This is a genomic window from Enterococcus sp. AZ048 (assembly GCF_051715125.1).
Taxonomy (GTDB): Bacteria; Bacillota; Bacilli; order Lactobacillales; family Enterococcaceae; genus Enterococcus_A; species Enterococcus_A gilvus.
Window position 1 is genome coordinate 1,918,726 of the sequence record NZ_JBIOTD010000001.1, and the last position, 25,900, is coordinate 1,944,625.

A 25,900-nucleotide genomic window follows, 5' to 3' on the forward strand; every position below is an offset into this window, starting at 1 on the left:
TCTATTGCTCCATTCATTTTTCGAATTATCATTCAAATTTCAACCCAATCAGTATAGCATGGAATTTACTCTGATGGAAAGTTGATTTACTTTTCTAGCTGGCGGACTGACTGCTTTTATAAAGGCAATCGCAGGCTGTCCTTTTTTGACCAGCGGATTCACTTAAACTGCAAAAAGAAAACACTCTGCACGGCAGAATGTTTTCTAAAAGCTTTGCTTATTAACGTCGAGGCTCATCGTCTTCGAAGTCTTTAGTAAACAGACGACGTTCCTCTTCTGGTTCAACATTTTCATGTTCATCAGGATGGAAAATCGCACGCAGTGTCAAGACTCTTGATCCTTCCATTTCTTCAGAAATCAGCGTCAGATCGTCTACATCGAAAGAAAGCTTCTCTCCTTCGTCAGGAATCGTTCCTAATGCTGTGATCAAATAGCCCGCCATTGTATCGACATCACTCATATGCAAGTTCAAATCAAACTCTTCATTGAACTCATCGATCAACATCTTCCCATTGATCAAATATTCATTGTCGCCGACTTTTTCATAGAGTTTTTCAACCTCGTCAGACTCATCATCGATTTCTCCGACGATTTCCTCTAATAGGTCTTCTAAAGTCACTAAGCCGACCATTCCGCCATATTCGTCAAGAAGGATAGACATTTGATTTTGCGTTTTCTTCAATTCATAAAGAAGGTCATCAATAAAAATCGTCTCAGGAACGAATAATGGTTCTTGGAGGATTTTTTGAAGATTGACATTTTCAAAGCCAAATTGACGTGCCGCTTTTAATAATGTTTTGGTATGCAGGATTCCGACTACTTTGTCTTTGTCTTCATCGTAAACCGGAATTCTAGAATAGCTCTCATTTAAAATCTCATCAATGTTCTCAAGTACCGGATCATTGATATCGATCATGAAGGAATCCGTTCTGGGAACCATTACTTCACGAGCAACTTTTGTATCCAGTGAGAAGACACCTTGAAGCATCTCGATTTCATCATTGTCCAGTACACCTTCGTTTTCCAACATATAGCGCATTTCATCGCGGGTCATTTTCGTATCTTCGTCATCAAATGTCATCGGCGTTATTTTGGCCAATAAATTGGTCGAAGCCGTTAATAACCAAACGAAGGGTTTTGTAATGACGCCTAATTTTCGAACAACGCCAGAGGTGAATTGTGCAACCTCTTCCGTCTTCGTCATAGCAATTCGTTTCGGATATAATTCACCAAATACAATTGAAACATAGGTCAATAACAGCATAACGATTACCGCAGCAATTGTACGTGCAGCCGCACCGCCGCCTATAAAAGGTGCTAATCGAGCAGATAAACTATCAGCTAAAGAGGCCCCTGACAAGATGTTTACTAATGTAATTCCCACCTGAATCGTTGATAAAAAATTATTTGGGCTATGGATGACCTCTAATAATTTTTTTGATTTTAGGTTTCCTTCTTCTGCCTTTTGTTCTACTCGGTTTTTATTGACCGACACCACCGCAATTTCAGCCGCAGCTAAAAATCCGTTGATTAACGTTAAAATTACTAATAAACCTAACTGTAAAATTAACGACTGACTATCGGGGTCAGCATTCATAATTGCATTCGCTCCTTAATTTAAAGTGTAAAAAAAGTGGCACAAAGGCCACGTTAAAATCGTATCACATCGCTTGTTTTAATGCAATATTTATCAAACAAACAACACGGTAAGTTAATTTAGAAACTCTTTTTCTCGTTCTTCTTGCTTGCCTTGTTTTACTATTTTCACTACAAACACAACCAGTGTCCGTAAAATCGCATAGACAGGCACGCCCAGGAATACACCTAAAATACCGGCCAAATTCCCTGCTACTAATAAAATCAAGATGATCGTCAATGGATGGATGTTCAAAGATTTTCCGATAACATTTGGGTAAATGACATTTCCGTCGACTTGTTGAACGATCAGTACAACAACGATACAAAGCAACGCTTGGGTTGGTGAATTAAAGAAGGTGTAGATCAATGCAGGCGCAAGCCCTAGATAGGGACCTAAATAAGGAATCAAATTCGTCAAGCCGGCAATCACGCCAAACAAGAACGCATAATCCACGCCAATCAGCAAATACCCTAAGAAGGTGAATGTGCCGACAAACAAACATTCGATTGCTTGTCCACTGATGTAATCAGACAAGGTCTTATTTAGTTGTTCCAGCAACCCCTTGATATTGTCCCGCTGTTTTTCTGGGAAGACCCGTTCGATATTCGGAACAAGTTTTTCTCCATCCTTCAACATGTAAAACAAAATAAATGGTACGGTGATCAGTAATAAAACGACCGTGGTAATTTTTCCAATGATTGATGCTAAGCTATTCGTCACACCCGTCAAGGTTTGCTGAATAATGGTCCCGGCTGAAACATCCAGATTGCTGATGTATTTATCTACATCTAATTCTCTGAACAGCGGGAATCGTGTCGCATTATTCGCTGCATCTTGCAGCCAGTGCTGCATGTTGTCGACAAAGTTGGGGATATTTTTTGCCAGCGAGATCAACTGTTCCACCAAATTCGGAATGACGCTCATGAAGATCAACACGATAATGCCGATCAATAATAGAAAGATTAACGCGATCGCGATCAATCGTTTTACACCCATCTTCACTAGCAAGTTTACTAATGGATTTAATAAATAATACAAAAAGCCGGCAATGAGAATCGGTGCAAAAAGTGTTGTAAAAAACGTACCGATCGGTTGAAAAACAAAATCAATCTGTGATGACACCAGGATCAAGGTCGCTATGACCAACAGTTCCACTGACCAGAACATTAATTTTGAATTTTTAATTTTCTCAAACATTCATCTACTCCTTTTTCTAGATTTAGTTTATAGTATACATCATGTGGAGAAAAATCCCCTTGAGGAAGGTGCCATTATGAAAATTTTAATTACTAAGGATACTATGAGCGACATTTATCTCGATGCGGTCCGCATCCGCCAAAAAATATTTGTCCAAGAGCAAGGCGTTCCCGCAAATCTAGAAATAGATGAAAACGAAGCCTACGCCGTTCACTTTGTCCTTTATACGGAAGAAGAAAAAGCTGCCGCCACGGTACGTTTGCTGCCATTAGATCGTCACACTTTTAAATTACAACGCATGGCTGTTTTGAAAGACTATCGAGGGAAGAATCTTGGAGCTGCAATCGTTGCTGAAGCTGAAGTATTTGCGAAACAGCAAGGATTTACAACAATCGAGCTAGGTGCGCAATTAACCGCTGAGGCTTTTTATCAAAAGTTAGGCTATCAGGCCTACGGAGAAATTTTCCAAGACGCAGGCATCGATCATGTACATATGAAAAAGGTTCTTTGAGACATACCTGTGCATCAAAGCTGACGACTGCTATTCATGCAAAAAAGGCTATACCAAGCGTTTGGTATAGCCTTTTCTTTCTACTTCCGCGACAATTGCTTGTAACGATCATACCAAATATCAATATAGCCTTGAGAAAAAGGCCCCTTTTCATTGTTGATCCAGTCCACTAAGATTTTGACATTTTCCTTAAGAATATAATCAATTTCTTTTGAGTAATGCATTTGCTGACTATGGGCTTCATATTCATCCACGTCCAATAGACGTTTCTCGCCGTCCGGAAAAACTTTGACATCTAAATCATAATCAATGTACTTTAGTGCCTCGTCATCTAATACATAAGGTGATGCTAGATTACAATAATAAGAAACTCCCTTCTCTCGAATCATTGCTATTATGTTGAACCAGTATTTCTGATGGAAATAAACGATCGCTGGTTCACGAGTGACCCATCTTCTGCCATCTGATTCTGTGACCAATGTGTGGTCATTCAAGCCGATCAGTGAACACTCGCTTGTTTTTAATACCATGGTATCGCGCCACGTTCGATGCAAACTGCCGTCGTGTTTGTAACTTTTGATCGTCACAAACTCTCCTTCTTTTGGAACTCCCATAGCTACCCTTCCCTCAGCGAAACTAATTTCGCATTTGTTTGGGTGTTATCACACCGACATCAGAATTATTATAGCAATAAAATGAAAGATTGCCTACTAATCTTTGTCGTCAGATACATTATTTTCAAAAACTTCCAACATTTTTTGCTGTGGTTTTGGAAAAACATAGTTTGGAAATTCTTTCGGATTTACCCACTGTCCCTCTAATGTCAGCTGAGACGTGTTCCTTCCATAAAAGACTAGAATATGCCAACGCAAATGGCTGAATACATGTTTCACTTGCCCAACTACTTTTTTCTGCCACACAACCTCTTGTCCCGAGAAAAAATCGGGACTGTCTTCAGCGACCAGTGAACTTGAAAATAGATCCCAATGGCTCGCATCGTATTGCTCCTGAAGCTCTTTGAATCTCGCAGCACTGATCTCCTCTAATGGAAATAACCACATACTAGCTAACAAACCTGTTTTTGGGCGTTGCTGAAGAAAGATCTCTTGTTGGTTATTTTCAATGATCCCTGCCACGTAATACACATCTTTAGGTTTTTGCTTCTTTGATTTCACTGGAAAATCTGTCTGTCGATTCTCACTATATGCCTGACAGTATTGTTGAATCGGGCAAATTTCACATTGTGGACTGGTTGGCGTACAGATACTGGAGCCAAGATCCATCATTGCTTGATTGAAATCTCCAGGATGATCGTGACTGATGATTTTTCGCATTGCCTCATCAAACGTATTGCGACTGCTGGCTTTGGCGATATCCGCTTCAATACAAAACAAACGACTGACTACCCGCATCACATTCCCATCAATCGCTGGTTCAGGAATCTCAAAAGCGATACTGCTGATGGCCCCAGCAGTATAAGGCCCTACACCCTTCAATGTACGGATGTCTTCCACCGTTGTCGGAAATTTTCCGTTAAATTCTTCCATGATTTGTTTTGCGGCAGCTTGCAGATTCCGCGCACGGGAATAGTAGCCTAACCCTTCCCATACTTTCAGAAGCTTATCCTCCGGTGCATTCGCTAGATCTTGGATCGTCGGAAACTGATCCATAAACCGATAAAAGTAATCAATCACTGTATCCACTCGTGTTTGCTGCAGCATGATTTCCGAAATCCAAATACGGTAAGGATCTTGATTATACCGCCAAGGAAGATTTCGTTTTTCCTGTTGATACCAAGTAAGAAAATCTTCTTGGAATTGATTGATCTCTGAATCGGACCATTGTTCCCAACGCTTACTCATGTTCATCCTCTTTCCCTTGGATAAAGGCATCTATCTGATCTAATTGAAACCCTTTCTGATAGAGGCTTTGTTTGACCTTTTGCCGACGCTTTGCTGGTTCAAACCGCTGATTCTTTCGCCATAATTTATTTCCTTGCATCGTTAACGCATCTGTTTCTTGCTCTTGGATGTCCGAAAAATCCAGTTCAGCCAACACCCCTTTGCTAATGTCACTGTTGAAGCCTTTAGTCATTAGTAATTGCTGGATTTTCTGCCGAACTTCCCGCTGACTACTGTGATGGTATTTTCTTAAAGCCTTTTGAGCTGTATGCAGGGCTACCTGAAACTGATCATTGGATTCATAGAGATACAATGCTTGTTCAATCTCGGGCTCTTTCACACCTTTTTGCTTTAACTTTTGCTGTAAAATACGCGGACCTTTGTCCCCTAGACGCATCTGTGTACGAATGTAACTTTCACTGTAAACAAGATCATCCACCAAATTCAATTCCTTCAGTCGCGCGACGATTTTATGCCGGTCCTCGATTTCAATCTCATTGTCCTTTAAATAAGTACGGATTTCCTTTTCTGTGCGCAATTGATAACTCAAATAATTTAACGCCATCTGAAACCCAAGATCTTCTTTGCCTTCTTGTTTGATCTCGTTTAACGTTTTCTCTTCTAGTTCCTGCCCCTTCAGCAGCCGGTGACGAACGACTGTATCTTCAGATAAGCGTAATTTTTCCCCATTAGAAAACTCTACTTTATAAAATGGGCCGCGGCCCTGACTGATCTTCACTACCGTCAGCATACGAACTCCCCCTTATCTCGCTACGATTCATGTATGTATAGTATTCTCAACGCTCAAACTGCCTTCACAAAAATTAATTCTATCATAGATAATCAACCTACCGATAAAAATATGCTAAAATGAATTGCGCCGAAAATACTAATTTAAGAAAGAGGCTCATTATGGCTGTTCAACTTACACCCAAACAAACTTTAACGTTAAAAATTAAACGCCTTGGCATTAATGGCGAAGGAATTGCTTATTATAAACGCTTGATTATTTTCGTTACAGGTGCGCTACCTGGCGAAACTGTTGTCGCGCAAATCACGAAGGCCACTCCTCGTTTTGCTGAAGCACGATTAGTAAAAATTACGAAAAAAAGTCCTGACCGCATGACCCCTCCTTGCCCAGTGTACGAAGAATGCGGCGGCTGCCAGCTGCAACACCTTGTCTATAGTAAACAATTAGACTTTAAAAAAGATTTATTGCGGCAATCACTAGAAAAATACAAGCCTGAGGGCTATCAACACTTTGACTTGAGAGAAACGATCGGGATGGATGATCCTTGGCATTACCGCAACAAGGCACAATTCCAATTGCGTAAAAACAGAAAAACAAATCAAGTTGAGGCTGGCCTTTATCAAGCAGAATCGCATCAGCTTGTTCCTATTAAAGAGTGCTTAGTCCAAGAACCGACGACTCAAAAAGTGATCAACACTGTCACGAACCTATTAACCAAATACGATATGCCGATCTATGATGAACGTACCAACTCAGGCATCCTCCGCACATTGATGGTACGGATCGGCATTGAAACTGGGGAGGTTCAATTGGTCTTGATCACAAAAACAAAAAAATTGCCGCAAGGAAATGCATTGATCCGCGAGATCACCAGTCGCTTGCCAGAAGTCGTATCAATCATGCAAAATGTCCAAGACAAGAAAACATCGGTAATCATGGGAGATGAGACAACACATCTTTGGGGAAAAGAAGTCATCACTGAAAAAATAAATGAGGTGAGCTTTGAGCTTTCTCCTCGTGCCTTCTTCCAGTTGAATCCTCAGCAAACAAAAATACTGTATCAAGAAGCCATTGATGCATTGGATTTATCCACACCAAAAACGATCGTAGACGCCTATTGTGGTGTGGGAACGATCGGACTTTCTTTAGCGAAACAAGCAAAAGAGGTTCGCGGAATGGACATCATTCCGCAAGCCATTGAGGACGCGAAGAAGAACGCTGAAGCAATGGCGCTCACAAATACTCGCTATGAAGTGGGTACGGCAGAAAGCTTATTACCCAAGTGGTTGAAGGAAGGCTTTGCGCCAGATGCGATCATCGTTGATCCACCTCGCACAGGCTTGGATGATCACTTGTTAAAAGCAATTCAAATGGCCCCTAGCCCGCAAATGGTTTATATTTCGTGCAATGTATCGACACTGGCACGAGACCTTGTCAGTCTGGCGAAAATATACCGGGTCGACTATTTACAATCGGTGGACATGTTCCCGCAAACAGCTCGCTGTGAAGTGGTCGTAAAACTATCGAAAAAATAAGAAAAAGGCGTGACCGAAAATGGTCACGCCTTTTGATTGCATTAATATCCTGCTGCCGGCTGTCCGTACGCATCACTTTGCTGTGCTGCATTCGGGTCCGTCGCTCCGCCATACCCTTGATTTGGATCTATATAGCCTTGATCATTTTGATTTTGATCGGTGTTGCCTGGATTGTTTTGAATCGATCCGTCATTTTGCTGCGGATAGCCATTTCCAGTATTTGAGGAATCTCCGTATACACCGCTCGTATCATAGTTGTTCGGGTTGTCATATCCTGGTGCGAATTGGCTCGTGTCCTCACTGGCTTTTCCATCAGAATCATCGTAGAACAAGCTGTCGGCATTTTGTTCTTTTAGGTTCGGCAATGTTTCCGCAGTTGGTTTGCCCAACTGTTTCTTCAACACATTTTGAATATCCAATAATTCGCGGGTCCCTAGAATTTGATAATAGATTTCATCGATCATTTGACTCTTACCAACCAGTTGTTTCTGCTTGATGGTGTCAAAAGCCGGCAAGTAATTGGTTCCGATATCCATCATGTCATCCCAGCTTAGATCCGTCTTCATGTTCTTTTCAACGGCTTTGAGGATTTTCTTATAATTCCCGACACCGTTGATAGACATCGCCTTGCGTAAAATCTTTGTGACTACTTCTCGTTGACGACGCTGTCTGCCTACGTCTCCTTCTGGATCTTCGTAGCGCATACGCGCATAGGCTAATCCCGTTTCACCATTCAACTTTTGTTTTCCCTTAGGAACATGAATCCCGTCCAAGGTAAAATCAATTTTATTATTCACTTCAACTCCGCCAACGGCATCGATCAGATCTTTCAAGCCGCGCATATTAATGGAGACATAATGATCGATCGGAATGTCTAGCAATGTCTCGATCGTATCCATCGACATCTTAACACCACCGAAGGCATATGCGTGATTTAGCTTATCATCCGTGCCATATCCGACGATATTTGCTAAAATATCCCGGTCCAAACTGACGATTGTTGATTTCTTTTGTTTCGGATTGATGGTAACCACCATCATACTATCTGAACGGCCTTGATCTGAACGACCAAGGTCACCAGTGTCAACTCCGGCGAGCAAAATGGAGAAAGGCTCTGCGTTATCGATATTGGGCTGCTCTCCGTCTTTTCTCTTCAAGCTTGTTCGCTTCACGGTTTGACGGATATTGTCAACCATTTTACTGGCATCATTGGTCACTTGAACAGCGTAATAAGTGATTCCGCCAATAAACAAGTTCAGCAAAACCAATAACCCTATGAAAATTTTCTTTCCCCGACTCATAGCACACCTCTATCAACGTTTTTTACGTTTTTCCATTTTCTCATAGTTTCGCCGTGGGTTCAACCACTCACAAAAATAATTAATTTCATATAATAGAAACTTAAAAAAATAATAATTCCAATTGTCCCATACTTCCTGATTTATATCACAAAATTATGAATTTTTTCAGAAGGAGAGAAGGAATTTAACAAATCAAAAAAACGAGAAAAACTGATTAAACCAGTTTTTCCCGTTTCATTGCTTCGCTAGTTTATTTAGCAGCTGCTAAATTTTCGTTTGCTTGATCCCAGTTTACAACATCCCAGAAAGCTGCGATGTAGTCAGGACGAACATTTTTGTATTTTAAGTAATATGCATGCTCCCAAACGTCTAAACCGATAATCGGTGTTTTACCGTCTGTTAATGGGCTATCTTGGTTAGGTGTTGAAGTGATTTCCAATTTGCCATTTGCCATCACTAGCCAAGCCCAGCCAGAACCAAAACGACCAGTAGCTGCTGTTTTGAATTCTTCTTTCATTTTTTCAAAGCTGCCGAAAGCGTCGTCGATTGCTTCTTTGATTGCGCCAGTAGGTTCGCCACCTGCATTAGGTGCCATAATTTTCCAGAAGAAACTGTGGTTGGCATGTCCTCCACCGTTATTACGAACAGCCGTACGAATGTCTTCAGGAAGTTCATTCAAGTTAGATACTAACTCTTCCACTGATTGTTCTGCTAATTCAGGATATTTCTCAATTGCAGCGTTTAAGTTGGTTACGTAGGTGTTATGGTGCTTGTCATGATGCAAGTGCATCGTTTCAACATCAATATAAGGCTCCAACGCGTCGTAGCCATAAGGTAAATCTGGTAAAGTATAAGCCATAATTCAAATTCCTCCTTAAATTTTCTTACATAAAAATAGTAACAAACAATGCACGGTTCTTCAAAACATATGCCTAGTGTGACGAAGAATTCGTTTCCTCATCTTCAATAATTTCAACCTTTTTGAAGATGAACACCTTGCTGAAAATGTAATTGGCGATCACGACGACCACTTGCGTAATGATTTTAGCGACCAAATTGCCTGTATGCAGCATGTCGATAAACAGATACATGCAAGCCATATCCATTCCAAAAGAAACCACCCGTGCCAAAAAGAATTTCCCAAATTCCCAGCTCAAGGCTAAAATGCCTTCTGTTTTTGAATGAAAGACCCAGATTTTATTTGTTACAAAAGCAAAAAGAACCGAACATATCCAAGAAATCGCATTTGAGATCGGCCAGCTCAGATGAAATGCTTGATAAGCCAATGTGAAGCTGACGATGTTTACAATCGTTGCTAATCCGCCGAAAAACAAGTAAATGAATACTTCCCAAAGGTTTTTTTGTTCTAAATAATTTCTAAATATCCGATAAATTTTCATGAGGACTCACTTTCTTATTCTTCTCTACCTATTGTAAGATAGCGAAGCTGCTATTAATAGTCAATTCTTTCTTTTTTTCTTTCTACATTTTTAGAGTTCATCTTGTTATTTCAAGCTTACTTCGCTACAATGGCTCTTGTATATAAAGATTGGAGCGATCACATGACTTTTCGTCAATTAATCAAAGGATCACTTTTTCGTTTCGAGGATCTAAAAAATGCCAGAACTACCCCCTTTTGGAAGTCTATCGTCTACCTCATCGGGTTAAGTCTCCTTCTAGCAATTCCGACTGTCTATCAAGCATTGCAAGTAATGAATCAAATTAAAACAGACAGTTTGAAAATCGTAGACAAAATTCCAGATTTTAAGGTGGAAGATGGCGAGATCAAAACAACGAAACCAGAAAAAGGATTCATTTATCAAACAAACTCTATCATTTTGACTTTCGATCCTGAAGGCAAACGCACCCAGCAAGACGTCGAGAAGGACCTCGTTGGAAATTATTTCAGTATCGGAATGCTAAAAGATAAGGCTTTAGTCGTCTTACCTGACTACGGCGGTGTCAGCTCCGCTATGTTTGGTGATAATGTTTTGAAATTCTCCTATAAACAGGAACCGCTAAAAGGACTGACTGGTGACAAATTACGGACCGGCCTAAAAGATTTGAAGATGCCTGTTTGGACGCCGCTCGTTATGCTCTTAGCCGGTGTATACCCATCCTTTATCAATTTATTTGTTACCCTGCTCTTCGCAGCTATCGCAGGGATGATCGTCGCTAAATTACGCTTACGACGAATCACATTTTTTGAATGCTTCAAAACAATGATCTTTTGCGCCACGATCCCTACAATATTGGCTACCCTTATATTGCCCTTCCAGCCAAATTTTGATTCAAGTATCTTGATTACTTTTATCAGCTTATTCATCTTTTTACGTATTACTCAATATTTTCCTAAAATCGAGTTGCCTACTAAGTAACTGCTTACGAGTCTGTAAGCAGTTTTTTTCTGCTATTTTTGTTAGAATGAAGCGAAGATTCCTAGAAAAAATCGAAAAGAGGAGATTCTTATGACAAAACCAATTATCTTTTTACAACGAACCTTTCGCGATGAATTCATCGACAACATTCAAGCGATTGCTCCAGATTACCAAGTCAAAACAGAATTGACAGATGAAGAGGTATCCTCTGTCGAAGTCTCCGTAGGCTGGTCGAAAGAACTGGCTGAGTCCTTATGTTCTTCTAGTCAATTAAAATGGGTGCAGTCGATCTCAGCAGGTGTCGATTATCTTCCATTAAAGGATTTCTCCAATCAAAATATTTTATTATCGAATGGCAGCGGCATCCACGCCATTTCAATCAGTGAACATATTATTGGCGTCTTGCTCGGCTATTACCGCGGGTTAAACCAATCTGTCAAAAACCAAGAAAAGAAAATCTGGGGGCAAGAATCGATTCACTATGATCAACTCTCCGGTAAAAATCTGTTGGTCGTGGGCACTGGTCACATTGGACAGCAGCTTTCTAAATCCATTCGCAGTCTCGGCGTAAATGTCTACGGCATTAATACTACTGGCCATCCTGCAAACGGATTTGTCGAAACCTATTCGATCAAAAACTTAGCCAAAATCGTTCATGAAATGGACATCGTCGTGGGTATCTTGCCAGGCACCCATGAGACCTATCACATTTTTAACAACGATATTTTTGAAAACATGAAAAAAACCGCTGTTTTTATCAATGTCGGTCGCGGAGACACTGTCCATACCAAAGAATTGACTCAAGCACTCGAGAATAAAGACTTCGCTTTTGCTGCCCTCGATGTTTTTGAGGAAGAACCCTTACCAACCGATAATCCCTTATGGAAAATGGAAAACGTCTTGATCACGCCTCATATTTCAGGAATGACCGTAGACTTTCAACGCAAATTTATGGACATCTTTTTAGCAAATTTAAAAAGTTACGTGGCCTCTAAAGAGCTCTCTGTAAATCAAGTAGAATTAGATCGCGGGTATTGATAAAAAAACGTCCCAAACTCAACTTGCGAGTTTGGGACGTCTTTTGTCTACAGTTTGACTGGAGCTTATTGCTCCAGCTTTTTTTCTGTCTCTTTGATTATATAAACGGGACGCTTTTTTGTTTCCATAAAAATTTTACCAATATATTTACCAATTATTCCGATGCAGAGCAATTGTACCCCACCGATAAAAAGAATAATCGTTACCAAGGAAGGCCAGCCAGCAGTAGGATCACCAAACAATAAGGCCCTCACAATGATGAACAGCATTGCAATTCCCGATACTACACATGAAAATGCGCCGACAAATGAAGCAATATTCAACGGAGCATCCGAAAAATTGACAATACCATCAATTGAATAATTGAATAAATTCCAAAAAGACCACGATGTTTCTCCAGCCACACGCTCCTGATTTTCAAACGAGATATACTCCGTCTTAAAACCAACCCAGCTGAATAATCCCTTAGAAAAACGATTATGCTCCGTCAGTTCCAATACGGCATCCACCATTTGTCTCGTCATTAAGCGATAATCACGGGCACCATCCACCATCTCTGTCTCACTGATGCGATTTATCAACTGATAGAATTTCTTCGCGAAGAAACTACGAATTGCTGGTTCTCCTTTACGATCGGCACGACGAGTCCCTACACAGTCAACATCTGTGGTTTCAATCATTTCGATCATCTGCGGCAACAATTCCGGCGGGTCTTGCAGATCCACGTCCATTACAGCCACAAGTTTTCCTTTAGCAGCCTGTAAACCAGCATATAGAGCTGCCTCCTTGCCAAAATTTCTAGAGAAAGAAAGGTATCGTACAAAACTATATTCTCTAGCTAACTTTCGTAATACGTTCAACGTTCGGTCCTCAGAACCGTCATTAATAAATATATATTCGAAATCATAAGAAACTTTCTTTTTCACTTCTTCCATTTCTACAAAAAAAAGAGGAATCGCTTCCTCTTCGTTAAAACAAGGAACAATCACTGATATCATTCGATCCACTCCTAAACTTACTTAAAATCATACTTTGGTTCGTCCAGTTCAGTATCGTAATCAACCACCAGATCATAACCTTTGAAAAACCATTCGTCGGATTCTTCAATATAAAAGAGCTGATCCTCTCCTTTTGTTTTCACAAGTGGACTTTCTGGTGTATCAACAGACATTCCTACTGAAAAGCCATCATGGACTTGTGTTTTCCCGTATACTTTTCCATAAAATTTGATTCCTTGACCATCTGCTAATTTCAGTTCCTTTTTGAACCATTCTTGTGCTTTGGGTGTTATCGTTAATTTCATCTAAATGTCTCCTATCCATTCATTTTCTCATCGAGGTAATCGACATCTTCATCGCGGCCAATCACTACTAAATGATCATCTTTTTGTACGACTTCTTCTGCCGAAGGTGTCACGATTGGGTCTTGTTTATCCCGCCGGATCGCTACAACGTTCAAGCCAAAGCGCTGGCGAAAATCTAGTTCCTCCAATGTCTTCCCGTAAAACTTTCGATTGGTCACATTGACTTCCGCCAGAGAGAACTCATCAGAAAGCTCAAGGTAATCCAAAATATTTTTAGACACGAGATTATGGGCGATCCGTTGACCCATATCACGCTCAGGGTGAACCACGCGGTCCGCACCGATTTTATCCAGCACGCGAGCATGGTATTCATTTTGGGCCTTTGCTAGAATGTTTGGAACACCCATCTCCTTCACCATGAGAGTAACTAAGATACTCGCTTGGATATCCTCACCAATTGCGACAATCACATGGTCAAAATTCCGGATGCCTAAAGAACGCAACGTCATCTCGTCCTGTGCATTAGCGACCACCGCATGAGTCGCAATGTTCATGTACTCATTTACACGGTCTTCACTACTATCGATCGCTAAGACTTCCTGCCCTGATTCAACTAATGTGCGGCAAATACTTCCGCCGAATCTCCCTAAACCAATAATGACAAAACTTTGTTTCATAGTCTCTCCTCATGTATTGCTAGTGTAATTTCTTATAAAAAACCTTGATGTTGTTATTAAAACTCCCATTCTCAGTATAACAAAGAGCGGGTTAATAAAACAGAGAATGACTCTCTATTTTATCAACCCGTGTTTAAAGGCATATATAGCAGCTTGTGTACGATCTTCGACTTCCAATTTCGCTAAAATATTTGACACATGCGTCTTCACTGTCTTCAATGTAATGAAAAGTTCATCTGCGATTTCTTGATTGCTCATTCCCTGAGCGATCAACAATAAGATTTCCTGTTCACGATTCGTCAATTCCTCATGAAGAACATGTCGGTTTCGATTCGATAATTGCTCCATCATTTTTGTCGTCACTTCAGGTTCCAGCACACGCTCCCCATTGTAGGTTTTGCGAATGGCATTAGCAATTTCATGCGCGGTAGAGGTTTTTAATAAATACCCCGATGCCCCCGCTTCAATGGCAGGATACACTTTTTCATCATCTATAAAGCTAGTCACAATCAAAATTCGTGCCTCAGGCCATTCCTTCAAAATCTTCTTCGTTGATTCAATTCCATCCATGACCTCCATGACTAAATCCATCAAGATCACGTCTGGTCGAAGCGCCATCGCCTTCTCATAGCCCTCCTCACCATTCTCAGCCTCCCCTACTACTTCTACATCTGATTGAATGGATAGGTAGGAAGAAACACCCAAACGAACCATTTCATGATCATCAACTAATAACACTCGTATCATCTTCTGCCTCCTAGCTTCTATTTTAATATGATCGGCATTTACAGCACCTTTTTAATAACATCAAACACTTCAAACTGGCCCTTGCCTTTACTTTATCATTCTACTGCTGGCGACGTTTCCTTTACAACTGGAACTTTTATCTCAATGCTGGTTCCTTGGCCCTTAAAGCTAATAATCTTAGTGGAGCCGCCAACTCCAGCAATCCGCTCACGAATGTTACGTAATCCGTAGCTTCCTGCATGTTCATCCTTTTCCTCAAACCCAACACCGTCATCGATCACGCGCAACAGAATATTCTGTCCAACAATCTTTAAATACACTTCTAGTTCATTCGCTTTGGCATGCCGCAATGTATTTGATAACAGCTCTTGAACTACTCTAAATAATTGATCTTCAATACTAGGGGAAACTTGAATGTCTTGCACATCCCATTTCAATTGAATCTGAATTTTTGTTTGCAGCTCTTTTAATAATTGCTCGATTCCTTGACGCAGGCTCTTGCCTTCCAAACTGATTGGTCGCAGATGAAGCAGCAACGCCCGCATTTCTGATTGTGCCGCATTGATGATATCTGCCACCATGGCTAACTGCTTCTTATAAGGCTCTAGCTCTTCTGAATGTTGAGATTGCTCATTTAACGCAGACATCATCATCATCGCCGCAAAAAGCTGTTGAGAGACCGAATCATGAAGTTCCCTTGCAAGACGATGCCGCTCTTCTTCTAGTATTTTCTCCTTAGCAGTGCCATCGACCATCTGCGGCAGACTGCTTAGCTGCTGCAGCTCTCGTGACATACTCACCAGCTTTTCTTTGATCCGTCTGATGTCATGATCCACTAAAAGCATTTCCTTATTTTGTGAGATCGCCACATCCAAAGATGGCTGATCATAGTTTCCAGAAGCCAGACTTTGTAATTTCCCTTCAATCTTTCCTAATTGGCGCTTTTCTAAAATAGTCACCAAAAAATAAACCACTGCACTTACTGTCAGAGAAATCACAAGTATATGAAAGAACAATGGAATATAAAAAATTCGTGCGACAAATAATTGCGCAAACATTTGCTTTTTCCCGATCGCGTACATGTATAAGAACAGTGTTGTAAGAATCAATAAAAAAGAGATGAGTCCTGAATAAAGGGATATTTGTAACCGAGAATATTTTCCCATCATACACGAATCACCTCGACGTCCCCAACCAATGTATTGGTCACTATCTTCAATCTTCGGGGGCTTTCATCATAATCCTCACTATAGATCTTAATCGTTTCATTCCGAAGAACTTGAGTATCTTCATCAAAATCCACTTTTCCGTATAATGTCGCATGCTCAAAAAGAATTCCGATCCCATAGGGAACTAAAATTCGCGTACGGCCAAATCCTTTACGAACGATTACGACGCTGTCTTCTTTTGGTAACAATGTATTGCCTAAATCAACAATCGTATCGCCAGCTAAAATCGCTACATTGATATCGTCCCATTCAAAAACCTGTGTTCCAATTCGATCATTGCCGATCCAGTTCTGTTTTTTTCGCTCACCATTGTGGCTCGTTGGATCTGTCGTTTCTACCATTACTATGCTTTTCTTATTCTTTAGGGAATGATTCGGTATAGAAATACCAGCAATCTCAAAGCCCTTAAGGCCAAGAAAGATCACAGCAAAAATCAACATCAGCCACGTTGCAGGACTATTCACCAGACAAATGATCAAGATGACAGAACCTAAAATCAACTGAAATTTTCCGCGCCGGTGCTTATGCATCGCCCAATAGATATTTAATACCCCAAAAAGCAACATGATCAGCATCGCTGGATTTGAAGATAGTTGCCACAATAAGAAAATTGCAAGTAAGGCTTCAATGACAATGAAAAAGCGCCATGGACTTTTCATTTATCTTTCCTCCCAACTTATTTTTAATTTATACCTTATTCTACTTTTTTTATACGCTGAATACTATCGGTCTAAGGTCGCAACCTTTTTTCTTCCGAACGTAAAAGAAAAGAGGCGACCAGCGCCTCTTTCGTGTTTTTAGTTCTGTTTTACATTCACAATTTTAACTTGCATATTGCCGCCAGGCGTCGCAATCGTTACGACATCTCCAACGACTTTCCCAATTAACGCTTGAGCAATGGGGGAATCATTTGAGATCTTCCCAGTTAAAGGATCAGCTTCCGCTTTCCCAACAATCGTGTATTCCTCTTCTTCGTCATCCGGCAATTCAACGAATGTCACCGTTTTCCCGATTGAGATTTCATCAGAATCAACATTTTCATTGTCAATGATTTGAGCGAAGCGAATCATATTTTCTAATGTATTGATACGACCTTCCACAAAGGCTTGTTCATCCTTCGCAGATTCATACTCAGAGTTTTCAGATAAGTCGCCAAAGCTTCGAGCGATTTTAATTCTTTCAATGATTTCGCCACGTTTTACTGTTTTCAATTGTTCTAATTCCTGCTCTAGTTTTTCTTTTCCTTCTAGAGTCATCGGATAAGTCTTTTCTACCATTTTTCTTCTCCTTCAATCAACAAAATTACGAAAGGTAATCTTTTATAGATTTAATCCACAAAAGATTACCACGTAATGACTATAATGTAAATTGTTTATTTCTCTTTATTCACATATTTTTCGACCAGCTCCATATGCTCTTCGTACGTTTTCGCATAATACACTTTTCCAGTCGAAATATCTGCAACAAAATAAATGTAATCATTCTCCGTTGGATCAAGAACAGCAAGGATCGCTTCTTGACTCGGATTATCAAATGGACCAGGACCATAACCAGCGTTCGTGTATAGGTTATACGGTGAATCCACCTGTGTATCTTTGATCGTTACTACTTCTTTGTGTTCACCTAATGCATAAAGAATTGAGATATCCGATTGCAATGGCATCTGTTGATCGATCCGGTTAAAGAAGACTTGCGCAATTTTCTTGCGGTCGGATTGTGTAACCCCTTCTTTTTCAACTAAGGAAGCCAGCGTCATTACTTCTTGTACATTCAATCCTTTTTCTTTGATCTTACTATAGTAAGGCGTCAATACTTGGTTCGTTGTATCCACCATTTGAGTAACTAAATCTTCCAGACTTCTATTTTTGTGAACATTATAGGTTGCTGGGAACAAGTATCCCTCTAATCGATAGCGTACATCCTTGGCGTTTCCTGCGTCTGTTAACAGCTCTGGGTACTGATTCTTCAATTGGTCAAAGAATTTCTCATCTTTCATTACTTTGATGAAGTCTTCCTTCTTGAAGTCCGTCTTCTTAGCTATCAGACTAGCAATTTTATCAACATCGTAACCTTCTGGAACCGTCAATTTCGATGCATCATCCAATGGTTCTGCGCTTCCGCCTTGCTGCAACTCTTTACTAATTTGGTCCAAAGTCATGTTTGGTGAAAATTGGTAATAGCCCGCTTGGAAATTCGTCAAATTCTTAAATTTTGTATAGAAGTTAAAGACCATACCATCTCGGATAACATCTCCATCTTCTAAGATATCTCCAATTTGGCGATTTGATGAGCCGCTTGGCACTTCAACCTGTACTAGTTTCTTGTCATTTCTATCCAAAGGTTTTAAGCCAGCGCTCACGTAATTATATCCTGAGATGGCTAAAATCCCGGCAACGATCAAAATACCGATCGTCAATATATAAACAATTTTACGGACGACTCGATCCTCTTTGCGACGTTCTGCTCGTTTCAAGTTGCTCTCCTCACTTAGGTCCCCTTCAAATTCTTCGTCCATATGACGAAGTTCATCAAATTTCTCACCGATTCGATGGAAAATCGACGGTTCTTCTTCAACCTCTTTATCCTGTGTTGACTCTTTTTCAACTTTCGGGTTATCCGTTATAGATGAAATTACTTTCGTCGAACTCTTTTTAGAGTTTGGATGTTTCGTTGAAGCTGTTATTGTGTCCTTTTTTGAAGGGTCTGTCTTTTGATCTTTCTTTTCAATCGCTTTTTCTTCATCAACTATGCTTTGAGATGAAGCGGTGCTTGCTTTACGTACCCCTGATTTTTTTTCACTATTCGATGGGGTCGTTTCAGCTTTTTCTGCTTTATTTTTCGTTTCTTCTTTTTTAATTTCTTTCTCAGTCGGTTCAGACTTCTGCGTAGAGGGAGATGTATCTTTCTTATTTTGTCTATTGCCAAATAAGCGCTCATAGGATGAAGCCAAATCATCATCATCGTGAGTATCTTTTTTTGCTTTCGAAGCTTCAGGTCTCGTGCTTTTTTTTGGTGGAGACGCTGTCTCACGATTTTTTCTGCCCTCTTCTAAAGCCCGCATAATCTGCTCTTTAAAAGATCCTTCTTCTGAGTGTTGGTTTTGATCCTCAGACAAAAAACAACTCCTCCTTACTTCATGTCATAACTTAAACCATTATACATGAAATAAAAGAGGAGTGAAATGTAAAATTTATTTAGTTAAGGAAATTATATTTTTCTTTTGATCTTCCTTTTCATACAGCCGATAAAGATTCAATTCATATTCTTTTTTCGAATTGGTCACAACAGTATCTAAAATCAAACCTGTTATCAAAAGTAATAATGCAAAAACCATCAATCCTGTAGCCAAAATCGAAGACGGGATTTTCGTGATAAACCCAGTGCGGACGAATTCATTGATCACCGGGATGCCTGAAATAAGCCCGAACAAAAAGAAAATAAAACTGAAAATTGAGAAAAACAACATCGGCTTATAATCTTTGAACATCTTCAAAATCGTTAGTAAAACTTTGATCCCATCAGAATACGTGTCTAATTTTGACTCGCTGCCTTCAGGACGATCACGGTAATCAATAGGTACCTCCACTAGCTTAAAACGCTTGTCTAACGCGTGAATAGTAAATTCTGTTTCAATTTGAAATCCTGAACTCATCACAGGAAAGCTCTTAACAAACATCCGATTGAACCCGCGATATCCTGTCATTACGTCTTTGATGCTCGCTTGATACAACCGATTAATGGAGTTCTTAACTAAATTATTGCCAAAGTCATGGAACGCCCGTTTATTTTCGTTAAAATACGTTCCATTAGACAGTCGATCCCCAATAACCATATCCGCACTGCCCTCTCGCAATGACTGAATCATTTGATGAGAATACTCTGCTGGATATGTGTCATCGCCATCCACCATCAAATAGAAATCAGCTTCAATGTCAAAAAACATTTGCCGAATGACATTTCCTTTTCCTTGTCTCGGCTCTTTTTTGACAAGTGCACCTTCATTCCGTGCGATCTCATACGTATTATCCGTTGAATTGTTATCATAGACATAGATATCCGCCTCTGGTAATTCCCTCTGGAAATCATTGATTACTTTTTTTATTGTAAGTGATTCGTTATAACAAGGGATAAGGATAGCTATTTTTTCATTGTTCATGTATATTCTCCTAACTTCACAACTATCTACAATAATACCAAAAAAAAATCGGATATGCTCCGATTTTTTAAACCAATTTTTCTGATACTAAATATTTTTTCATGCCTTCTTTTACACTGAAGCACGGTTTGTATCCTAATCCGTTCAATCTAGAAATATCAGCAACAGAGTCTCTGATGTCGCCATCCCTCTCAGCTTCATGTTTTACAGTCAACTCAATTCCTAATGCCTCATCAATGACTGCAATCAAGTCATTCAAAGTAATCGCGTCACCTGTCCCAACATTAAACTGCTTGCCTAGAGCTTCCTCTTTATTTGCGACAAGTAATAGCGCTTGGACAACATCTTCAACAAATACAAAGTCACGAGATTGAGAACCGTCACCAAATAATGTAAACGGCGCATTCTCTCCAAGTTGCATTTTCTTATAGCGATCAACCAAAATTGAGATTACACCGCTATAAGGAGATTCGGGATTCTGATTGGGCCCGTAAACATTAAAGAAACGCACTGCACTAGTATTAATGCCATATAGACGATAATAATCCAAAACATACTGCTCCGCAGCGAACTTATCGACTGCATACGGTGTTAAGGGACGAATGACCGATTCTTCTTTTTTTGGCAGCGTTGGTTCATCGCCATATACTGCAGCTGAAGAACTAAAAACCAATCGCTTCAAATTTTTTTGATATTTTCGAACGAATTCCAACAACATTAGAACACTTTCAAAGTTAATCTGGTGTGTTTCTACTGGGCGCTCAACTGAATCTGCAACGCTAGCAATCGCCGCTAAATGAAAGATGTAATCAAACGTATCATTTGAGAGGATATCTGCCATTAATTCGCCATCTGTCACAGATCCATTAATGAATGTAAGGTTTTCCCCTTTAATTAGGTTCTCCTCTTTTCCCATAGATAAATCATCAACTACAGTAACTGAATTTTCTTTCGATAAATGATTCGCTAATGTGGAGCCGATGAATCCGGCACCGCCTGTGATTAGGTAATTATTCATTTTGTGGTCCTCAAATCCCTTTTAATTTTTGTACTGTAGAACTCTATCAATAGTATTGCAAGAGTTCTATTCCAGTATTGATCTCATCTAGCTCAATACCTTCTTAGTAATCTTGTTACTCCTCATATTCGCGATTATATATTTTTTCCATTTGTTTTGTGGTATATGAAACGTCGTAGTTCTGTAACTCGACTGTCATTTCATTCATGAATGGTGGCTCTATTATATTATCAACCCATTGTTCAATATTCTTTTCCAAGGAAACAAAACACACATTTTTTGTTACCTTCGTATCTTTAGAAATAGTGTCAGCCAAAACAAGTTTTAATCCTGCAGCTTGAGCTTCTAGGCCGACCATGGGCAATCCTTCATATAATGAGGTCATCACAAAAACATCCATCGTTTTCAATAAATCTGGAATGTCTTTTCTCTCTCCTAATAATTTCACCCTATTTTCAATTTTCATGGCATAAATCTTTTTTTCTAATTCTCGTCTTAAAGATCCTTCTCCAATAATCAGCAAATATGAATCTGGATATCTTTTCAAGATTAATGAAAAAATATCAAGTAAATATTCTTGGTTCTTCTGTCTTTCCAATCTACCTATATTTCCAATCACAAAGGAATTCAAACTTATTCCCAAATCACTTCGTTTTTCTTCTCTTTTTGAACTATCATTTTCATAAATATTCAAATCAATCCCATTATGAATTAGTTCAAAAGGATGTCTTTTGAATAAGCTTTCTCCCGCCTCTTTACTGACTGCAAGAAAATCAGTCGCATTAGATAAAAGTAAATAACTGAGAAATCGCCGCAAAATATTCATAAGAAAATTTTGCGATTTCCCATCTTCTGTAGCATGGCTATGGGCAATTCTTTGTTTAATAATATTTTTTTTTGCTAACCAGAGATTAATTCCGCCACCAAAAAAAACCTCATTATGAGCAATATCAAAATTCTCTTTTTTTAGCAGTCGATTCACTTGTATTAGGTATTTTATAATATTTCTTTTCGGATTAGTAACTACAAAAATTCTTCCACCTAATTGTTTAATTTCATCATGGTAGTTCTGAACTTCTTCAAAATCATCATATATTAAGAAATCAAATTGAAACTTATCACGGTCAATTCGTCTATAAAGGTTCATCATAAAAGATTCTGCGCCGCCTAATCCCATTCTTCCCTGAAAATGAAGTACTCTTTTCATTATCTTTCCCTTCTAATACTTTCTCTTTATTGTTGCCATCAAACCAGGCATTTTCGTTTCTACTAGTGCTCCTGAACCAAACAAAAATATAAGTAGAAATCTTGGCATATTAAAAAGTAGTTTAATAATTTTTTTTGCAGCAGTGTCTGTCGCAGCAATTTTCTTAGCTTCTTTTATAGAAGAATCCTTCAAAATTGAACTAATCTCTAACTTTTTCTGTTTTTTATTTATTTTATCAGTTTTTAAGATCGAAAAAATGACAGAGGTTGTTCCCTTAAGTAATAAGGCTGCCATACCATTCTTATTTTCACTATTCGTAAGAATATTACTTCGTTCATAAAATTCTTTAAATGTTTTAAACTTATGGCTATTGTATTGATTCGTAATCCCTTGACCGCCCTCAAAATCGTAAATGTATTCTACTTTTGAATTCATGACAACTTTAGTAGAATACTTATAATAGTCCAGATTAAAAATTCTATCTTCACAACTACGATAATTTTTAAAATGTATATCATTAACTATTATAATATCTCTTCGATAGCACTTATTCCATACAACATACATTAACTGTCTATTCATCAATTCATACATATCAAACAAAAATTCTTCATTACTATGATAAATATGTTCATTTACTAGATAATTTTTCTCGTCCACAACTTTACCATTATCCATTGTTTTAAAACAAAATGAGCTAATAATAAGGTCTAAATCTGGATAAGAGGAAATAATTGCCGCATAATCACTCAGTATCGATTTTTTCGGATAGTCATCTGCATCAAAGAAAAGTAAATAATCCCCTTGTGCATAATCTATTCCATAATTTCTAGCTAAGCCGGGACCTTCATTCTTTTTATTCAATAATAAAAACCTTGTATCATTCTTTATGTTCTTCCTAATAACAGTTTCAGTATCATCAGTAGAGCCGTCATTTACAAGTAAAACCTCAAAGTCTGAATTGGAGATATCTCTAATTTCTTTAATAGTTTTAACAATTGTTTTTTCAGCATTATAGACAGGAATGATTATACTAAATTTCAAATTAGACATACTTTCACCTCAAATTACTCAAAAATTTTATCTTTAGGAAAATCTATTTTATCTAAAGATGTACACACTTCACCTTCCTCTAAACCTTGAGAAGAGACCTTATCAAAGAGAATCTTGATTGTTTGAAGTAAGATTTTTAAATCTAACATAAATGAGTATTTCTTTATATATAGCAAATCAAATTTCAGCTTGCTATTGTAATCTGAGGCATATTTTCCATAAACTTGCGCATAGCCAGTAATTCCCGCACGTACATTGTGGCGCAAATAGTAATAAGTATTCTCCTTATTAAATTGCTCAACAAAAAATGGACGTTCCGGACGGGGACCAATGATCGACATATCACCATTAAGTACATTGATCAGTTGGGGCAGTTCATCAAAACGAACGGCACGAATAAATTTCCCTACTGGCGTCACGCGAGCGTCATTATTCTTTGCGAGAACAGGGCCTGATTTAGACTCAGCTGTTATGCTCATAGAACGGAATTTATAGATTGGAAACTCTCTTTGTCCTTGTGTAATTCGGATTTGCTTGTAAATAATCGGTCCCGGTGAAGTTGCTTTCACTAAAATCGCTGTAATCAACATGAAAGGCGAAGCGATCACTAATAAAATTAATGAAACCACAATATCAAATAGACGCTTAAACATTGCATCTTCTGAGGGTATCATGAACCCTGAAGATTCAATAATACTCTCATCCTCAAAATTCATAATGTTAGGATTAATTGTAATCAAATTATCAAACGTAGTATTTAAAAATAGTTTTTTTTCTTCTCTAATAACTAATTGATAAACTTTTATTTTTTCAGATTCATTTATTTCTGAGGCTAAATATACAATATCAACATCATCAATAATTTTAGCTAAATTATCATAAAAATGGTCCAAAATTACTGAATGCACTTTATGTTTATTATTTTTTTGAGAACTAAAATTTTGAACAGCTGGTGCAACTTCCTTTTCAAAACCAAGAATCGTAACTTTTTTATCCGCACTTAACTTCATATAAGCTTTATAAACAATTGATCGATAAATAATTAATAGAACAGTTCCAACTAGAAATGAAATTAGAATAACCATTCGAGGGAAAGCAAACCATCTTCCAGCAAAAGTAATAATCATGATACCTAAAGATATTAAAACTTGACCAATAACTGTAACAAAAACAATATCACTTACAATCCGATTATAAAAAACATAAGTTCCTAAAAGAATATTTAAAATAATAAAGAAAAGCGAAATAAACAATGCAGAGTTTTCAAAAGTTTGAAAGTTTCGAACAGGAGTAACTCCGTCAAATTTTATCAAAAAGCTCAAGTAGATGGAAAAATTATAGACAAGCACGTCAACTAAGATAATTAAAACACGACGAGCGACACTCCATTCATCACTTTTGTTCATACAGACACCCCTCCAAGACATAATTCATTACACATCTTACCATATAGGCAAAAAAAAGAGTAGCTTTCATGAAAAAAGTAAAAAAAAAAAAAGTAATGCATATCTACCGTTTCTCGCTAAATAATGGCTACTAAATAGTTACTTAATTATTAATGAATGAGGGAGTTCTTAAAAAAATCACAATAGATGTTGGCATAATAAACGCAAGTTTCCTTGTTAGTGAGATCCCGGAAAATATGGACTTTTCATTATTTCTTGAGGGCTCTAATGTACATATCAAAAGTCAATGTCTAACTTTCAACTGATGATGATTTAAACTCGGAGACAATGGTTATCAATGCCAAGTGTGCCTAGTAAAGGAACAAATACCCGATGAGTAAGAAACGCTTAACGAATGCTGCAAATACACCGAAACCATCATAGGTGAGATTTATGAAAAGAATCAGTCGCCAGATTCATGAGCTCATCAAAGAATTTACGTGTAGGATTTATTTGAACACCGTCAAGTTAGAAATGAACAGTAAAGAGTGGCTACGTCCACAGATACATAAACTTTTGGTCTTCTTAAAGCAGGATATCAATCATATCGCTACTTTTTTGACTCAGAACTACCATATTATAGACCAAGGGCTTCCCAAATCTAATTGGCAGTATTTATTAGTCTTTGTACTCGTAAAAATTATTCTAAGCAACCCAAGTTATACGTGGAGTTAGGTGCAAAAATTTGGTATGATGAGCATCGACAAGACTTATGTAGTCTTAAAAAGGTCACAACTAGTGAGGGGTATTGCTTTTAGTTGCTTACCACTGTCATGATCGAAACGGCCGTTACCCTGAATAAATCTTGGCGGAT

Annotated in this window: 25 protein-coding genes; 4 read left to right on the forward strand and 21 right to left on the reverse strand. The window is 38.6% G+C overall.

The genetic code is table 11. From position 1 onward, the window contains the following. Nucleotides 1–220: 220 nt before the first annotated feature. Together IGI66_RS09510 and IGI66_RS09515 are read right to left on the reverse strand one after the other, a co-directional pair. Nucleotides 221–1,597 carry a hemolysin family protein gene (locus tag IGI66_RS09510; protein WP_086303537.1) on the reverse strand — a complete coding sequence of 459 codons (1,377 nt, stop codon included), beginning with the start codon at nucleotides 1,595–1,597 and terminating at the stop codon, nucleotides 221–223. 114 nt (nucleotides 1,598–1,711) lie between these two features. Continuing rightward, nucleotides 1,712–2,836, reverse strand: a complete 1,125-nt coding sequence (locus IGI66_RS09515) for an AI-2E family transporter (RefSeq protein WP_438848697.1) — start codon at nucleotides 2,834–2,836, stop codon at nucleotides 1,712–1,714. Between the two features lie 76 nt (nucleotides 2,837–2,912). On the opposite strand from IGI66_RS09515, the gene IGI66_RS09520 reads away from it, so the two are divergent. Beyond that, on the forward strand, nucleotides 2,913–3,347 hold the full coding sequence (locus tag IGI66_RS09520) for a GNAT family N-acetyltransferase (protein ID WP_438848699.1): 435 nt from the start codon (nucleotides 2,913–2,915) through the stop codon (nucleotides 3,345–3,347). Between the two features lie 80 nt (nucleotides 3,348–3,427). Here IGI66_RS09520 and ntdP read toward each other — a convergent pair whose 3' ends face one another. The 3 genes from ntdP to recX form a co-directional block, all read right to left on the reverse strand. Next, nucleotides 3,428–3,961, reverse strand: coding sequence for a nucleoside tri-diphosphate phosphatase (gene ntdP / locus IGI66_RS09525; protein ID WP_010740416.1), 534 nt, complete (start codon nucleotides 3,959–3,961; stop codon nucleotides 3,428–3,430). Nucleotides 3,962–4,057: 96 nt separating this feature from the next. Further along, complete coding sequence (mutY, locus tag IGI66_RS09530) at nucleotides 4,058–5,215, reverse strand: A/G-specific adenine glycosylase (protein WP_438848701.1); 1,158 nt, start codon at nucleotides 5,213–5,215, stop codon at nucleotides 4,058–4,060. Beyond that, on the reverse strand, nucleotides 5,202–5,999 hold the full coding sequence (recX, locus tag IGI66_RS09535) for a recombination regulator RecX (RefSeq protein ID WP_438848703.1): 798 nt from the start codon (nucleotides 5,997–5,999) through the stop codon (nucleotides 5,202–5,204). The genes mutY and recX overlap by 14 nt, the downstream gene beginning before the upstream one ends. Before the next feature lie 161 nt (nucleotides 6,000–6,160). Here recX and rlmD point away from each other — a divergent pair, with 161 nt between their 5' ends. Next, nucleotides 6,161–7,534 (forward strand): 23S rRNA (uracil(1939)-C(5))-methyltransferase RlmD, encoded by a 1,374-nt coding sequence (gene rlmD, locus IGI66_RS09540; protein WP_431377712.1) that lies wholly within the window; start codon nucleotides 6,161–6,163, stop codon nucleotides 7,532–7,534. A gap of 41 nt (nucleotides 7,535–7,575) precedes the next feature. Here the strand turns inward: rlmD and IGI66_RS09545 are convergent, their stop codons facing one another. From IGI66_RS09545 to IGI66_RS09555, 3 genes are all read right to left on the reverse strand, one after another. After that, nucleotides 7,576–8,835 carry an LCP family glycopolymer transferase gene (locus tag IGI66_RS09545; protein WP_010780285.1) on the reverse strand — a complete coding sequence of 420 codons (1,260 nt, stop codon included), beginning with the start codon at nucleotides 8,833–8,835 and terminating at the stop codon, nucleotides 7,576–7,578. A gap of 250 nt (nucleotides 8,836–9,085) precedes the next feature. After that, complete coding sequence (locus IGI66_RS09550) at nucleotides 9,086–9,694, reverse strand: superoxide dismutase (RefSeq protein WP_010780284.1); 609 nt, start codon at nucleotides 9,692–9,694, stop codon at nucleotides 9,086–9,088. A 73-nt stretch (nucleotides 9,695–9,767) separates the two neighbouring features. After that, nucleotides 9,768–10,235, reverse strand: a complete 468-nt coding sequence (locus IGI66_RS09555; protein ID WP_010780283.1) for a GtrA family protein — start codon at nucleotides 10,233–10,235, stop codon at nucleotides 9,768–9,770. Nucleotides 10,236–10,397: 162 nt separating this feature from the next. Here IGI66_RS09555 and IGI66_RS09560 point away from each other — a divergent pair, with 162 nt between their 5' ends. Both IGI66_RS09560 and IGI66_RS09565 read left to right on the forward strand, forming a co-directional pair. Beyond that, nucleotides 10,398–11,213 (forward strand): DUF1189 domain-containing protein, encoded by an 816-nt coding sequence (locus tag IGI66_RS09560; protein ID WP_438848706.1) that lies wholly within the window; start codon nucleotides 10,398–10,400, stop codon nucleotides 11,211–11,213. Between the two features lie 90 nt (nucleotides 11,214–11,303). Continuing rightward, nucleotides 11,304–12,251: a phosphoglycerate dehydrogenase gene (locus IGI66_RS09565; RefSeq protein WP_438848708.1), complete on the forward strand. Its 948-nt coding sequence runs from the start codon at nucleotides 11,304–11,306 to the stop codon at nucleotides 12,249–12,251. A 65-nt stretch (nucleotides 12,252–12,316) separates the two neighbouring features. Here the strand turns inward: IGI66_RS09565 and IGI66_RS09570 are convergent, their stop codons facing one another. The 13 genes from IGI66_RS09570 to IGI66_RS09630 all read right to left on the reverse strand — a co-directional run bounded on the left by IGI66_RS09570 (nucleotide 12,317) and on the right by IGI66_RS09630 (nucleotide 25,047). Beyond that, nucleotides 12,317–13,249 carry a glycosyltransferase family 2 protein gene (locus IGI66_RS09570; RefSeq protein ID WP_438848710.1) on the reverse strand — a complete coding sequence of 311 codons (933 nt, stop codon included), beginning with the start codon at nucleotides 13,247–13,249 and terminating at the stop codon, nucleotides 12,317–12,319. Nucleotides 13,250–13,266: 17 nt separating this feature from the next. Next, the gene (locus tag IGI66_RS09575) at nucleotides 13,267–13,554 is read right to left on the reverse strand and encodes a HesB/YadR/YfhF family protein (RefSeq protein WP_431379679.1); all 288 of its coding nucleotides are present in this window, start codon (nucleotides 13,552–13,554) and stop codon (nucleotides 13,267–13,269) included. 11 nt (nucleotides 13,555–13,565) lie between these two features. Then, entirely contained in the window at nucleotides 13,566–14,231 is a 666-nt protein-coding gene (locus tag IGI66_RS09580) for a potassium channel family protein (RefSeq protein WP_086303527.1), read from the reverse strand. Between the two features lie 114 nt (nucleotides 14,232–14,345). Beyond that, entirely contained in the window at nucleotides 14,346–14,978 is a 633-nt protein-coding gene (locus IGI66_RS09585; protein WP_010780277.1) for a response regulator transcription factor, read from the reverse strand. 95 nt (nucleotides 14,979–15,073) lie between these two features. Next, nucleotides 15,074–16,147: a sensor histidine kinase gene (locus IGI66_RS09590; RefSeq protein ID WP_010780276.1), complete on the reverse strand. Its 1,074-nt coding sequence runs from the start codon at nucleotides 16,145–16,147 to the stop codon at nucleotides 15,074–15,076. After that, complete coding sequence (gene liaF, locus IGI66_RS09595) at nucleotides 16,144–16,866, reverse strand: cell wall-active antibiotics response protein LiaF (RefSeq protein WP_010780275.1); 723 nt, start codon at nucleotides 16,864–16,866, stop codon at nucleotides 16,144–16,146. The genes IGI66_RS09590 and liaF overlap by 4 nt, the downstream gene beginning before the upstream one ends. 138 nt (nucleotides 16,867–17,004) lie before the next feature. Then, on the reverse strand, nucleotides 17,005–17,484 hold the full coding sequence (gene greA, locus IGI66_RS09600) for a transcription elongation factor GreA (protein WP_010780274.1): 480 nt from the start codon (nucleotides 17,482–17,484) through the stop codon (nucleotides 17,005–17,007). Nucleotides 17,485–17,579: 95 nt separating this feature from the next. Next, a complete protein-coding gene (gene mltG, locus IGI66_RS09605) occupies nucleotides 17,580–18,722 on the reverse strand; it encodes an endolytic transglycosylase MltG (RefSeq protein WP_044926532.1) in 1,143 nt (380 codons plus the stop codon). A gap of 675 nt (nucleotides 18,723–19,397) precedes the next feature. Then, nucleotides 19,398–20,363 carry a glycosyltransferase family 2 protein gene (locus IGI66_RS09610; RefSeq protein WP_114524677.1) on the reverse strand — a complete coding sequence of 322 codons (966 nt, stop codon included), beginning with the start codon at nucleotides 20,361–20,363 and terminating at the stop codon, nucleotides 19,398–19,400. A 67-nt stretch (nucleotides 20,364–20,430) separates the two neighbouring features. Further along, nucleotides 20,431–21,381: an NAD-dependent epimerase/dehydratase family protein gene (locus tag IGI66_RS09615; protein ID WP_438848714.1), complete on the reverse strand. Its 951-nt coding sequence runs from the start codon at nucleotides 21,379–21,381 to the stop codon at nucleotides 20,431–20,433. A 115-nt stretch (nucleotides 21,382–21,496) separates the two neighbouring features. After that, on the reverse strand, nucleotides 21,497–22,588 hold the full coding sequence (locus tag IGI66_RS09620) for a glycosyltransferase family 1 protein (RefSeq protein ID WP_438848716.1): 1,092 nt from the start codon (nucleotides 22,586–22,588) through the stop codon (nucleotides 21,497–21,499). Nucleotides 22,589–22,600: 12 nt separating this feature from the next. Continuing rightward, nucleotides 22,601–23,641, reverse strand: a complete 1,041-nt coding sequence (locus IGI66_RS09625; RefSeq protein ID WP_438848718.1) for a glycosyltransferase family 2 protein — start codon at nucleotides 23,639–23,641, stop codon at nucleotides 22,601–22,603. Between the two features lie 14 nt (nucleotides 23,642–23,655). Next, nucleotides 23,656–25,047 (reverse strand): sugar transferase, encoded by a 1,392-nt coding sequence (locus IGI66_RS09630; protein ID WP_438848720.1) that lies wholly within the window; start codon nucleotides 25,045–25,047, stop codon nucleotides 23,656–23,658. Nucleotides 25,048–25,900: the final 853 nt, after the last annotated feature.

Bases quoted from the DNA above. Each gene is read 5' to 3' on its own strand.
- IGI66_RS09625 (WP_438848718.1), bottom strand. From the start codon at position 23,641: ATGTCTAATTTGAAATTTAGTATAATCATTCCTGTCTATAATGCTGAA.
- liaF (WP_010780275.1), bottom strand. From the start codon at position 16,866: ATGAAAAGTCCATGGCGCTTTTTCATTGTCATTGAAGCCTTACTTGCA.
- IGI66_RS09570 (WP_438848710.1), bottom strand. From the start codon at position 13,249: ATGATATCAGTGATTGTTCCTTGTTTTAACGAAGAGGAAGCGATTCCT.
- mutY (WP_438848701.1), bottom strand. From the start codon at position 5,215: ATGAACATGAGTAAGCGTTGGGAACAATGGTCCGATTCAGAGATCAAT.
- IGI66_RS09550 (WP_010780284.1), bottom strand. From the start codon at position 9,694: ATGGCTTATACTTTACCAGATTTACCTTATGGCTACGACGCGTTGGAG.
- IGI66_RS09615 (WP_438848714.1), bottom strand. From the start codon at position 21,381: ATGAATAATTACCTAATCACAGGCGGTGCCGGATTCATCGGCTCCACA.
- IGI66_RS09575 (WP_431379679.1), bottom strand. From the start codon at position 13,554: ATGAAATTAACGATAACACCCAAAGCACAAGAATGGTTCAAAAAGGAA.
- IGI66_RS09555 (WP_010780283.1), bottom strand. From the start codon at position 10,235: ATGAAAATTTATCGGATATTTAGAAATTATTTAGAACAAAAAAACCTT.
- IGI66_RS09630 (WP_438848720.1), bottom strand. From the start codon at position 25,047: ATGAACAAAAGTGATGAATGGAGTGTCGCTCGTCGTGTTTTAATTATC.
- greA (WP_010780274.1), bottom strand. From the start codon at position 17,484: ATGGTAGAAAAGACTTATCCGATGACTCTAGAAGGAAAAGAAAAACTA.
- IGI66_RS09510 (WP_086303537.1), bottom strand. From the start codon at position 1,597: ATGAATGCTGACCCCGATAGTCAGTCGTTAATTTTACAGTTAGGTTTA.
- IGI66_RS09585 (WP_010780277.1), bottom strand. From the start codon at position 14,978: ATGATACGAGTGTTATTAGTTGATGATCATGAAATGGTTCGTTTGGGT.
- IGI66_RS09610 (WP_114524677.1), bottom strand. From the start codon at position 20,363: ATGAACAATGAAAAAATAGCTATCCTTATCCCTTGTTATAACGAATCA.
- recX (WP_438848703.1), bottom strand. From the start codon at position 5,999: ATGCTGACGGTAGTGAAGATCAGTCAGGGCCGCGGCCCATTTTATAAA.
- ntdP (WP_010740416.1), bottom strand. From the start codon at position 3,961: ATGGGAGTTCCAAAAGAAGGAGAGTTTGTGACGATCAAAAGTTACAAA.
- IGI66_RS09565 (WP_438848708.1), top strand. From the start codon at position 11,304: ATGACAAAACCAATTATCTTTTTACAACGAACCTTTCGCGATGAATTC.
- mltG (WP_044926532.1), bottom strand. From the start codon at position 18,722: ATGGACGAAGAATTTGAAGGGGACCTAAGTGAGGAGAGCAACTTGAAA.
- rlmD (WP_431377712.1), top strand. From the start codon at position 6,161: ATGGCTGTTCAACTTACACCCAAACAAACTTTAACGTTAAAAATTAAA.
- IGI66_RS09515 (WP_438848697.1), bottom strand. From the start codon at position 2,836: ATGTTTGAGAAAATTAAAAATTCAAAATTAATGTTCTGGTCAGTGGAA.
- IGI66_RS09520 (WP_438848699.1), top strand. From the start codon at position 2,913: ATGAAAATTTTAATTACTAAGGATACTATGAGCGACATTTATCTCGAT.
- IGI66_RS09620 (WP_438848716.1), bottom strand. From the start codon at position 22,588: ATGAAAAGAGTACTTCATTTTCAGGGAAGAATGGGATTAGGCGGCGCA.
- IGI66_RS09560 (WP_438848706.1), top strand. From the start codon at position 10,398: ATGACTTTTCGTCAATTAATCAAAGGATCACTTTTTCGTTTCGAGGAT.
- IGI66_RS09590 (WP_010780276.1), bottom strand. From the start codon at position 16,147: ATGATGGGAAAATATTCTCGGTTACAAATATCCCTTTATTCAGGACTC.
- IGI66_RS09545 (WP_010780285.1), bottom strand. From the start codon at position 8,835: ATGAGTCGGGGAAAGAAAATTTTCATAGGGTTATTGGTTTTGCTGAAC.
- IGI66_RS09580 (WP_086303527.1), bottom strand. From the start codon at position 14,231: ATGAAACAAAGTTTTGTCATTATTGGTTTAGGGAGATTCGGCGGAAGT.